Source organism: Allobosea sp. NPDC003192 (assembly GCF_050275675.1).
Classification (GTDB): Bacteria; Pseudomonadota; Alphaproteobacteria; order Rhizobiales; family Beijerinckiaceae; genus Allobosea.
On record NZ_JBNNPK010000042.1, the window covers coordinates 1 to 10,212 of the forward strand.

11 protein-coding genes are annotated in these 10,212 nt (G+C 66.6%); 3 read left to right on the forward strand and 8 right to left on the reverse strand.

Annotation, left to right across the window (positions count from 1 at the left end; all coding sequences use genetic code 11):
• Positions 1-221 precede the first annotated feature (221 nt).
• Complete coding sequence (locus ACQKLX_RS29540) at positions 222-1,130, forward strand: LysR family transcriptional regulator (protein WP_427365129.1); 909 nt, start codon at positions 222-224, stop codon at positions 1,128-1,130.
• A 3-nt stretch (positions 1,131-1,133) separates the two neighbouring features.
• Here ACQKLX_RS29540 and acuI read toward each other — a convergent pair whose 3' ends face one another.
• Together acuI and ACQKLX_RS29550 are read right to left on the reverse strand one after the other, a co-directional pair.
• Complete coding sequence (acuI, locus tag ACQKLX_RS29545) at positions 1,134-2,120, reverse strand: acrylyl-CoA reductase (NADPH) (RefSeq protein ID WP_427365130.1); 987 nt, start codon at positions 2,118-2,120, stop codon at positions 1,134-1,136.
• A gap of 86 nt (positions 2,121-2,206) precedes the next feature.
• Complete coding sequence (locus ACQKLX_RS29550) at positions 2,207-3,442, reverse strand: MFS transporter (protein ID WP_427365131.1); 1,236 nt, start codon at positions 3,440-3,442, stop codon at positions 2,207-2,209.
• A gap of 183 nt (positions 3,443-3,625) precedes the next feature.
• On the opposite strand from ACQKLX_RS29550, the gene ACQKLX_RS29555 reads away from it, so the two are divergent.
• Together ACQKLX_RS29555 and ACQKLX_RS29560 are read left to right on the forward strand one after the other, a co-directional pair.
• Positions 3,626-3,979 (forward strand): VOC family protein, encoded by a 354-nt coding sequence (locus ACQKLX_RS29555; protein WP_427365132.1) that lies wholly within the window; start codon positions 3,626-3,628, stop codon positions 3,977-3,979.
• A gap of 69 nt (positions 3,980-4,048) precedes the next feature.
• Entirely contained in the window at positions 4,049-4,183 is a 135-nt protein-coding gene (locus tag ACQKLX_RS29560) for a hypothetical protein (RefSeq protein ID WP_326873459.1), read from the forward strand.
• A gap of 43 nt (positions 4,184-4,226) precedes the next feature.
• Here ACQKLX_RS29560 and ACQKLX_RS29565 read toward each other — a convergent pair whose 3' ends face one another.
• The 6 genes from ACQKLX_RS29565 to ACQKLX_RS29590 form a co-directional block, all read right to left on the reverse strand.
• Complete coding sequence (locus ACQKLX_RS29565) at positions 4,227-5,144, reverse strand: dihydrodipicolinate synthase family protein (protein WP_427365133.1); 918 nt, start codon at positions 5,142-5,144, stop codon at positions 4,227-4,229.
• A gap of 39 nt (positions 5,145-5,183) precedes the next feature.
• Positions 5,184-5,717, reverse strand: coding sequence for an O-acetyl-ADP-ribose deacetylase (locus tag ACQKLX_RS29570; RefSeq protein ID WP_427365134.1), 534 nt, complete (start codon positions 5,715-5,717; stop codon positions 5,184-5,186).
• A gap of 75 nt (positions 5,718-5,792) precedes the next feature.
• The gene (locus ACQKLX_RS29575; RefSeq protein WP_427365135.1) at positions 5,793-7,310 is read right to left on the reverse strand and encodes a tripartite tricarboxylate transporter permease; all 1,518 of its coding nucleotides are present in this window, start codon (positions 7,308-7,310) and stop codon (positions 5,793-5,795) included.
• Positions 7,311-7,331: 21 nt separating this feature from the next.
• The gene (locus ACQKLX_RS29580) at positions 7,332-7,820 is read right to left on the reverse strand and encodes a tripartite tricarboxylate transporter TctB family protein (RefSeq protein WP_427365136.1); all 489 of its coding nucleotides are present in this window, start codon (positions 7,818-7,820) and stop codon (positions 7,332-7,334) included.
• Between the two features lie 154 nt (positions 7,821-7,974).
• Positions 7,975-8,970 (reverse strand): Bug family tripartite tricarboxylate transporter substrate binding protein, encoded by a 996-nt coding sequence (locus tag ACQKLX_RS29585; RefSeq protein ID WP_427365137.1) that lies wholly within the window; start codon positions 8,968-8,970, stop codon positions 7,975-7,977.
• A 62-nt stretch (positions 8,971-9,032) separates the two neighbouring features.
• The gene (locus ACQKLX_RS29590) at positions 9,033-10,067 is read right to left on the reverse strand and encodes a 4-hydroxythreonine-4-phosphate dehydrogenase PdxA (RefSeq protein WP_427365138.1); all 1,035 of its coding nucleotides are present in this window, start codon (positions 10,065-10,067) and stop codon (positions 9,033-9,035) included.
• Positions 10,068-10,212: the final 145 nt, after the last annotated feature.

A 10,212-nucleotide genomic window follows, 5' to 3' on the forward strand; every position in this document is an offset into this window, starting at 1 on the left:
GGTTGGGAGGGGTGACTGGGTGATCGGCGTCGTGGTTTCGCCGATGATCAGCCTCACAGCTGACTACCCCCCTCTCTAGCTCTCCCCCACAAGGGGGGAGAGGACGGGTCGCGGCTCCAGCATACGCATGCTCAAGGGCATCGCCCGCATCATCGCTTGTAGCCGCTTGCAATTGCGCAAGATCCGGCAATGCTGCGCGCAGGTTTGCCGGAGAATGCGCGTTGTCGACGTCGAAGCTCGCCTGGGATGATTTCCGCCTGATCAAGGCGATCGCCGATGCCGGCGGGCTGACCGGCGCAGCCGCTGCGCTCAACGTCAATCATTCGACGGTGTTCCGCCGGCTCGGCCAGATCGAGGAGCAGCTCGGTCACGCCCTCTTCGAGCGGCGCAAGACCGGCTATGTCGCAACCTCGGCCGGCGAGGAGATGACCACGCTCGCCTCGCGCATCGACGACGACGTCACCGCCTTCGGGCGCCGGCTGGCGGGCCGTGACCTCGCGCCCTCAGGCGATCTGCGCGTGACCACCACCGACACGCTCTATCTGCATGCACTGCTGCCGATCTTCGCGGCGTTCCGGGCGGCGCATCCTCTGATCCGGCTCGACGTCGTCATGGCGAGCCAGACGCTCAACCTGTCGCGCCGCGATGCCGACGTCGCTATCCGCGCCAGCGATTCACCAGGCGAGACGCTGGTCGGCCGCCGCCTCGCCAATCTGAACTGGGCGGTCTATGCCCGCGCCGATGCGCCGACCACGGAGGCCGAGGCGCACGAGCCGAAGCTGCTGTTCAAGCGCGACTGGGTCGCGCTCGGCGACCCACTCGGCTACGTCAAGGCGGCCCGCTATGTCCGCGACCATGTCCCGGCCGAACGGATCGCACTGCGCTCCTCGGCCGTGCTCGGCCTGACGGAAGCGGTCGAGCAGGGCATCGGCATCGGCCCCCTGCCCTGCTTCATCGCCGACCAGCGGCCGGGGCTCGTCCGCCTGCTGCCGCCGGACCCGGATTTCTCGACCGGTCTGTGGATCCTGACCCATCCCGACATCAGGCATGCGCCGCGGGTACGCGCCTTCATGGATTTCGTCGGCGGCGAGCTCGCCAAGCGCAAGGCGCAGCTCGAAGGGACAGGCTGAATCTCAGCCGATCTCGACGACGACCCGGCCGCGGACCTTGCCGTCGAGCAAGGCGCGGCCGGTCTCGACGACATCCTCCAGCGGAATCGTCGTGGTGATTACTGCAAGCTTGTCGCGGTCGAGATCACGGGCGAGGCGCTGCCAGGCTTCGAGCCGGCGTGGCTTCGGGCACATCACCGAATCGATGCCGAGCAGCGCGACGCCGCGCAGGATGAAGGGCGCAACCGAGGCCGGCAGGTCCATGCCCTGAGCCAGGCCACAGGCGGCGACGGCGCCACCGTATTTGGTCGTCGACAGCACATTGGCGAGCGTATGCGAGCCGACCGCATCGACCCCGGCGATCCAGCGCTCCTTGCCGAGCGGGCGGCCGGGGCCGGAGAGCTCGCCCCGGTCGATAATCTCGGCGGCTCCGAGGCCCTTGAGGTAATCCGCTTCCTCGGGACGGCCGGTCGAAGCAATCACATGCCAGCCCGCCTTGGCGAGTAGCGCGGTCGCGACCGAGCCGACGCCGCCGGCCGCGCCGGTGACGACGACCGGACCGTCAGCCGGCTTCACGCCGTAACGCTCCAACGCAAGCAGGCTGAGCATGGCTGTGTAGCCGGCGGTGCCGATCGCCATCGCCTCAGCCGGCGTCATGCCTTCGGGAAGCGGCACCAGCCAGTCGCCCTTGACCCGGCTCTTCTGGGCATAGGCGCCCAGATGCGTCTCTCCCGTGCCCCAGCCATTGAGGATGACGAGATCGCCGGGCTTGAACTCGGGATTGTCAGAGGTCTCGACCCGGCCGGCGAAGTCGATGCCGGGGATCATCGGCCAGCGCCGCACGACGGGTGCGCGGCCGGTGATGGCGAGGCCGTCCTTGTAGTTCAGCGTCGAATGGGTGACGCGGACGGTGACGTCGCCTTCCATTAGGTCGGCCTCGGCGAACTCGCCGAAGGCGACGCTGGTGCCGGCTTCGCCCTTGCTGGCGATCAGGGCCTTGAAAGTCGACATGAACTCACTCCCGGAAGCGATCGAACTCTCCCTAGGAGTGGCGCGCCCGGCCGCCGCCTGCAAGCGGCAAGCCGGTGCGCCTTTGGTCAGGCCGGCTGCGGCGCAGCGCGCGCGACCGGCTTCTCGACGATCGGCAGGTTGATCAGCGCCGAGGTGACGCCGAGCGCGACCGAGAGCCACCAGACGATATTATAGGAGCCGAACTGCTCGTAGAGGATACCGCCGAGCAGCACGCCGAGGAAGCCACCGACCTGATGCGAGAAGAAGGCGAAGCCGTAGAGCATCGCCATGTACTTGGTGCCGAACATCAGCATGACCAGCGCCGAGGTCGGCGGCACGGTCGAGAGCCAGAATACGCCGATGACGATGCCGAAGGCGATCGCGGTCATCGGGCTCGGCGGCAACAGGATGAAGGCGGCGATGGCGACGGCGCGGCCGAGATAGATCCAGGCGAGCAGATGGCGCTTGGGCATGCGCGCGGTCAGCCAGCCGGAACCGAGCGAGCCGACCGCGTTCGCGAGGCCGATCGCCGCCAGCGTCCAGCCGCCGACCCAGGCCGGAAGGCCGGTGTCCTTGAGATAAGCCGGCATATGCACGGTGATGAAGGCGAGCTGGAAGCCGCAGGTGAAGAACCCCAGCACGAGCAGGACATAGGAGCGGTGCCTGAAGGCCTCGGCTAGCGCCTGCGCGATGCTCTGGTTCGGCGCGGCAACGGCGCCAGGCGCAGCAGCCGGCTGGCTCGTGCTGCGTGTCGCCAGCATCACCGAGAGCGGGATCACCGGCAGCAAGGTGAAGGCGAAGACGATCAGCGCCTGCTGCCAGCCGAGCGTCTCGATCAGGATGTTGCCGATCGGCGGGAACAGGAACTGGCCGAAGGAACCGGCCGCGGTGCCGGCGCCGAAGGCGAGCGGGCGCCATTGCTCGGGCAGCAACTTGCCGAAGGCGGCAAGGATCAGGTTGAAGGAGCAGGCCGAGAGCCCGAAGCCGATCAGCACACCGGCGCCGAGATGGAGCTGCAGCGGCGTCGAGGCATAGGCCATCATCACGAGACCGGCGGCATAGAGCAGCGCGCCGACGCAGAGCACCCGCACCATGCCGAAGCGGTCGGCGAGCGCGCCGGCGAAGGGCGCGCCCAGGCCCCAGAGCAGGTTCTGGATCGCCAGCGCCAGGCTGAAGATGTCGCGGCCCCAGCCATATTGCGAGGTCATCGGGATCTGGAAGAGGCCGGCGCTGGCGCGCGGGCCGAAGCTGATCAGCGCGATCAGACAGCCGGCAGCGACGATAATCTCCGGCGCGTAGCCGCGCCTGGCGGTTGCGGTCATGACGGGCTCCGGAGCGAGAAACGTGTGTCTGCACGATAGGGCGTGCAGCACGAGCATGCCAACGCGTTTCCGTTACGTTGCGCATCACAACATTGCATGGAGATTCGCCCTCGTTGCTGCCATTGGCTGGCCGCGTCCATGCGCCATAGAAGGCTGACTCTGTCGATCGTAAGGAGCCTAGCCATGTCCGCAGCGAGCAATGACCGCCGCATCGACTATGTCGAATTCGTCGTCGCCGACATCCCGCGCGCCTGCACCTTCTACGAAAAGGCCTTCGGCTGGACGATGACGGATTACGGCCCGGAGTATTGCGCCTTCGCCGATGGCCGGCTGGAGGGCGGCTTCACCACGATCGGCACGGTCAGGCTCGGCGGCCCGCTGGTGGTTCTCTATGCCGACGACCTCACCGCCGTGCAGGAGAGCATCGAGGCGGCCGGCGGCCGGATCGTCAAGCCGGCCTTCGATTTCCCCGGTGGCCGACGCTTCCATTTCGCCGACCCGGACGGTTACGAGCTCGCGGTCTGGACGAAGGCCTGACCTGCAGAATTCGCCGGCAAACAGCGCATTTTTCTGCTAGGATCGCCTCCGCAATCGTGGAGGCGTCTTATGCGTGCCGTCATGGAGTTGCTTGCCGCCTACTCTTCCTGGCTGTCCCGGATGCTTCTGGTGACGCCGGAGTTCATCACCAAGGATCGCAGAGGCAACCTGCCGCCGCCTTCCGGCGGCATCGGAGCCTATTGATCGACGCTGCCCGCCTGCGCGACGGGCAGCGGTACCAACTGGGCTACTTGCCCCAGCGCAGAGCCAGCGGATCGAGTTCGCGTGCGAGCTCGAGCAGGCCCTCGCGCGTCTGCGGATGCAGCGGCGTCAGTGGGTGGCGGACGGCGTCCGACTTGATCACGCCACCCGCCTTCATCACCGCCTTGGCCGAGCGCAGGCCGCATTGCCGGTTCTCGTAGTTGATGATCGGCAGCACGCGGGCATAGAGCGCCGCCGCCTGCTTGCGATCGCCCGAGGCATGGGCGGCCAGGATCGGCTTGATCAAATCGGGGATCATCGCCGAGGTCATCGTGCCGGTGGCGCCGGCGTCGAGATCGGCCATCAGCGTGATCGCCTCTTCGCCGTCGAATGGGCCGACGATGGCGTCACCGCCGGCCTCGATCAGCGAGCGCAGCTTGCCCGCCGTACCCGGTACCTCGATCTTGAAGTAGCGGACGAGCGGTACCTCCTTGTTGAGCCTGACCATGAAGGGCACGGTCATCGTCACGCCGGAGAGCGGTGCGTCCTGCAGGATGATCGGGATGCCGCAGGCATCCGCCACGATCTTGAAGTGCTCGATCATGCCCTGCTCGTCGGCCTTGAGCAGCGCGCCGTGATAGGGCGGCATCATCATCAGCATCTTGGCGCCGGCATCGGCGGCGGCCTTGGCGCGCTGAGCGGCAATACGGGTCGAGAAATGCGAGGTCGTGACGCAGACCGGCACCCGGCCCGCCACCTGCTCGATCGAGAGCCGCATCACCTCGTCGCGCTCGGCGTCGGTCAGCAGGAACTGCTCGGAGAAATTGGCGAGGATGCAGATGCCGTCTACGCCCTGGTCGACCATCAGGTCCATGACCCGGCGGTTGCCCTCGTGGTCGACGTCGCCGTTCTCATGGAAGATTGTCGGCGCGATCGGGATGATGCCCTTATAGGGTTCGCTCATGGCAAGACCTCGGCTTTTGCTGATGGGAAAGGGTTGAGCTCATTGCGCCCGCGGGGCGCCGGCTTCGGCGAGCTCGCGCTGGTATATGGCGAGATCCTCGGGCGAGAAGCTGCAGAAGGCGATCTGGTCGAAAACGGCCCCGTTCTTCAGGGCGGCAGAAACCGTCGCCACGGCGATCTTCGCCGCGGGCGCGACCGGATAACCGTAGACACCGGTGCTGATGCTCGGAAAGGCGATGGTTCGCGCGCCCGCTTCGGCCGCGACCGCAAGGGAGCGGCGATAACAGGATGCCAGCAACTCCGCCTCGCTCTGGCCGCCGCCCTGCCAGACCGGCCCGACCGTATGGATGACGAAGCGCGCCGGCAGGCGATAGCCCTTCGTCAGCTTGGCGTCGCCGGTCTGGCAGCCGCCGAGCCTGCGGCATTCCTGCAGGAGCTCCGGCCCCGCTGCGCGGTGGATCGCGCCATCGACGCCGCCCCCGCCCAGCAGCGTGTTGTTGGCGGCATTGACGATGGCGTCGACGGGAAGCGTCGTGATGTCGGCCTGGATGGCGCGCAGTCTCGAGTCTGTCATCGGCGCTCCGCCCTCGGCTCGGTTCTGGACGGCTCACCATAGCGTCGGCATCCAGGCTCCGGCAGTGCGTCTGGCTCACGCCTTGGCTGCGCGGGCCGTCACCAGCTTGCGGATGCCACGTCTCGTCGAACCGATCAGCGGGAAGAGCAGGAGCGCGAGGCCGATCGCCATCAGGCTCGCGACCAGGGCGTTCGACCAGAAGATCGAGAGCGAGCCCTGGCTGAAGATCATCGACTGGCGGAAGGCGTCCTCTGCCTTGTCGCCGATGACCATGGCCAGCACCAGTGGCGCGATCGGATAGTCGAGCTTCTTGAAGAGATAGCCGACGATGCCGAAGGCGAGCGCCAGCCAGATGTCGAACTGCTTGTTGCCGACGGTATAGGCGCCAATGAAGCAGACCACGACGATTGCCGGCCCGATGATCGAGAACGGGATGCGCAGGATCGAGGCGAAGAGCGGCACGGTCGCCAGCACGACGATGACGGCAACGACGTTGCCGAGATACATCGAGGCGATCAGGCCCCAGACGAAATCGGGCCGCTCGACGAAGAGCATCGGGCCGGGGTTGAGGCCCCAGATCATCAGGCCGCCCATCATCACCGCGGCAGTCGCAGAACCCGGGATACCGAGCGCCAGCATCGGCAGCATGGCCGAAGAGCCGGCGGCATGGTCGGCGGTCTCGGGCGAGATCACACCTTCCGGCTCGCCCTTGCCGAACTTCTCCGGATTGCGAGAGGAGCGCTTGGCCATGGCGTAGCTCATGAACGACGCCGCGGTCGGGCCACCCGGCGTGATGCCCATCCAGATGCCGATGATGCTGGAGCGCAGCAGAGCAAGCCAATAGCGCGGCAGCTTCAGCGCCGTGGCGAGCACGTCGCGCGGGCTGACCCTGGCCTTCACTCCGTCGAAACGAAGCCCCTCCTCCATGGTCTGCAGCAGTTCGCCGAGACCGAACAGGCCGATCACCGCGATCAGGAAGCTGACACCGGCAAGAAGCACGTCGAACTCATAGGTCAGGCGGACATTGCCCGAAACCGAATCCATGCCGATCGAGGCGAAGGCGAAACCCATCGCCATCGAGACGATCGTCTTGAACGGGGAAGCGCCGCCGAGGCCGACGAAGCTGGCGAAGGTCATGAAATAGACAGCGAAATACTCCGGCGAGGAGAATTTCAGTGCAAAGCGTGCGACCCAGCCCGAGAGCAGCGTGATCAGGATGACGCCGGCCATGGCGCCGATGCCGGCCGAGAGGAAGGCAAAGGAGAGCGCCTCCGTTGCCCTGCCCTGCTTGGCCATCGGGTGGCCATCGAAGGTGGTGGCGACCGAGGACGGCTCCCCCGGGATATTGAACAGGATCGAGGTGGTCGAGCCGCCGAACAGCGCTCCCCAATAGAGCGAGGTCAGCAAAATGATCGCCGAGACCGGGTCCATGCTGAAGGTCAACGGCAGCATCAGCGAGACGCCGTTCGGCGCGCCCAGCCCCGGCAGCACGCCGACCAGGATGCCGAGCAGCACGCCGGCGAACATCAGCGCGATGTGATGGGTCGTCAGCGCGACTTCGAAGCCGTGGAGAAGCGAGGCGAAGTTTTCCATGGAAGGCTCCGGCTCGCAGGTTCAGAGGCCGAGCATCGCTTCGACCGGCCCCTTGAGCAGGCCGACCTGAGCGAATTTCTCGAGGCCGAAATAGAAGAAGGCGGCGGTGCCGAAGGCCGTCGCGAGCGAGGGCAGCCAGCCGTAGCGGCCCTGGAAGCGCATCGTGAAGACGAGGTAGAGCAGCATCGCGACATACATGCCGAGCGTGACGCTGAGCACGACGAAGGCAAGCATCGGCACGAAGAAGGCAAGGACGCGCTTGCCCTGCTCCTTGTCGAGGAAGATGCCGGCGAGCGCCGCCGAGCCGCCCATGCGCCGGCCGATCGTCGTTGCGATCGTGCCCGCACTGGCGAGCGCAATCAGCAGGCCGCAATAGAACGGGAAGGCGCCGGGCTGCGGGCCGGAGGAATCCCAGCCGATGCCGAATTCGCGGGCGCCGTTGACGATGACGAGGCCGAAGGCGAGCGTCGCCAGCGCTGTCGCGATCTCGGCCTGAAAACGGCTGATCATCGGCTTTCCTCCTTCAAACGTCGGACGCCCAGCCCGACCATGTCGTCCCGGGCGACCGAAGGGAGACCCCGGACCCATGCCGGAACGGTTCAGGCATGGATTCCGGATCAGCGCCGCTACGCGGCTTGTCCGGGATGACCGGAGGTTGGCGAGGTCAGTTGACGACCCAGCCTTCGTTCTTGAAGACCTTGGCGTTGGCCGCCTCGTCCTTGGCGACGAAGTCGGTGAGTTCCTTGCCCTTCATGAAGCGGGCGGTCTGCGCGGTGCGGGCGATGAACTCGGCCCATTCCGGCGTCTTGCTGACCTTCTCCATCACGTCGGCGTAGAAGGCGACGGCGTCAGCCGGGACCTCGGCGGGCAGCCAGACGGTGCGCGGCATCTGGAAAGCCTCGAGCGGCAGGCCGGCCTCCTTGCAGGTCGGGATGTCGCCCCAGCCCTTGCCATCATGGATCGGGTCGCTCTTGGCGAGGCGCACCGGCGAGAAGACGCAGAGCGGCTTCACCTGACCGGCCTTCCACTGGCCGATGTTCTCGTTCGGGTTGTTGGTGTTGGAATCGACATGGCCCCCGGCGAGCTGGGTCGCTGCCGCGCCACCGCCCTGGAAGGGTACGTAGATCCACTTGGCGCCGGTCGCCTCCTGGATCATCGCGGTCAGCGTCTGGTCGGTGTCCTTGGACTGGCTGCCGGCCATCTTGAAGCTGCCGGGCTTGGCCTTGGCCGCCTCGACATAGGCCTTGGCGTCGTTGAAGGGCGCGTCGCCCTTCACCCAGATCAGGAACTCGTCGAGCGCCAGCGCCGAGACCGGCGTCAGGTCGGAGAGCTTGTAGCCGAGCTTGGCGACGTAGGGCAGCAGATAGGCGTTGTTGGTGCCGAAGACGACCTTGTGGGCGTCGCCCTTGGCTCCCTTGCCATAGATGTAGCCCTCGGCGCCGCTGCCGCCGCCCTTGTTGAGCACGACGACGGGCTGCTCGATCAGCTTGTGCTTGGTGATGATCGACTGGACGATGCGGGCGAAGTTGTCGGTACCGCCGCCGGGGCCCGAGGTCACGACGAATTCGATCGGCTTGGTCGGCTGCCAGGCCGCGGCCGGAACCACCGCGGCAATGACGGAGGCGAGCGCGACGCCAGCCGCGATACAGAAACGTTTCATACTGTCTCTCCCTAGGTGATTATTGAAACGGAGCGGCTCTTTTCGGCCGCTGGGACGGGCGCTCAGGCGGCCTTGCGTGCCGCCTTGCCCTCGCTCGCCATCTTGATCGCGAGCGACAGCGCCGCGCGGGTGGCGCCGAGATTGGCGATCCCCTTGCCGGCGATCTCATAGGCCGTGCCATGGGCCGGCGTGCAGATCGGGAACGGGAAGCCACCGATCAGCGTGACGCCGCGATCGAAGCCCATCAGCTTCATCGCGATCTGGCCCTGGTCGTGATACATGGTCAGCACGGCGTCGAAATCGCCGTTCTTGGCGCGCAGGAACACCGTGTCGGACGGGAACGGCCCCTCGACCACATAGCCCTTGGCCTTGGCCGTCTTCACCGCCGGCTCGATCGTCTCGATCTCGTCGCGGCCGAAATTGCCGCCATCGCCGGCATGGGGGTTTATTCCGGCCACCGCGATGCGCGGCGGATTGAAGCCGGCGGCGCGCAGGTTCTTCTCGGCCAGGTCGAGCGCCCGCAGGATGCGCTCCTGCGTGATGTTCTGCGCCACTTCGGAGAGCGGGATATGCGAGGTGACGCGGGCGTTCCAGAGCTTCTCCAGCACATTGAACTCGCTGGCCGGCCCCTCGAACGCGATCGCGTCGCGCACGAAGCGAATCTCGTCGTCATAGCCGGGATAGGCGAAGCGCATCGCCGCCTTGTTGAAGGGTGTGAAGAACACCGCATCGGCCTTGCCGGAGGCGGCGAGGCGCAGCGCGCGGCGGAAATTGTCGGTCGCCGCCTTGCCACCGGCGAGCGTCGCCTTGCCGCGCTGGAGATCAGCCGGATCGTGGTTCTTGAGATCGACGAAAACAGGCTTGCCAGCATCGACCGGCAAGGCATCGCCGTCGCCGACGACATGCAGGTCCGGAGTCAGGCCGGCATCGTCGGCGCCAAGCTGGAACAGGCGATAGTCGCCGAAGACGACATAGCGGGCGGCCTTGCCGAGATCGGGCTCGGCCAGGATGCGGGCGGTGAGCTCGGGGCTGATGCCGGAAGGGTCGCCCATCGCGACCGCGATCACCGGCAAGTAAGCCTGCGCCTTGATGTCCATCTCGTCCTCCCGAGGCCGGCCACGGCCGGTTGCTTGCTCCCGACCTATCATGCCGGCGCGCGCGAAAGCAAGTATGCTGTATGCAGCATAACATTCCTGCACTACTCTGCCGCGAGTCCGGCCGCGGCTTCGCCTGTCCACAGGC

Excerpts from the sequence above, each read along its gene's own strand:
- ACQKLX_RS29590 (WP_427365138.1), bottom strand. The coding sequence starts at position 10,067 with ATGGACATCAAGGCGCAGGCTTACTTGCCGGTGATCGCGGTCGCGATG.
- acuI (WP_427365130.1), bottom strand. The coding sequence starts at position 2,120 with ATGTCGACTTTCAAGGCCCTGATCGCCAGCAAGGGCGAAGCCGGCACC.
- ACQKLX_RS29575 (WP_427365135.1), bottom strand. The coding sequence starts at position 7,310 with ATGGAAAACTTCGCCTCGCTTCTCCACGGCTTCGAAGTCGCGCTGACG.
- ACQKLX_RS29580 (WP_427365136.1), bottom strand. The coding sequence starts at position 7,820 with ATGATCAGCCGTTTTCAGGCCGAGATCGCGACAGCGCTGGCGACGCTC.
- ACQKLX_RS29560 (WP_326873459.1), top strand. The coding sequence starts at position 4,049 with ATGCGTGCCGTCATGGAGTTGCTTGCCGCCTACTCTTCCTGGCTGTCC.
- ACQKLX_RS29585 (WP_427365137.1), bottom strand. The coding sequence starts at position 8,970 with ATGAAACGTTTCTGTATCGCGGCTGGCGTCGCGCTCGCCTCCGTCATT.
- ACQKLX_RS29565 (WP_427365133.1), bottom strand. The coding sequence starts at position 5,144 with ATGAGCGAACCCTATAAGGGCATCATCCCGATCGCGCCGACAATCTTC.
- ACQKLX_RS29570 (WP_427365134.1), bottom strand. The coding sequence starts at position 5,717 with ATGACAGACTCGAGACTGCGCGCCATCCAGGCCGACATCACGACGCTT.
- ACQKLX_RS29555 (WP_427365132.1), top strand. The coding sequence starts at position 3,626 with ATGTCCGCAGCGAGCAATGACCGCCGCATCGACTATGTCGAATTCGTC.
- ACQKLX_RS29550 (WP_427365131.1), bottom strand. The coding sequence starts at position 3,442 with ATGACCGCAACCGCCAGGCGCGGCTACGCGCCGGAGATTATCGTCGCT.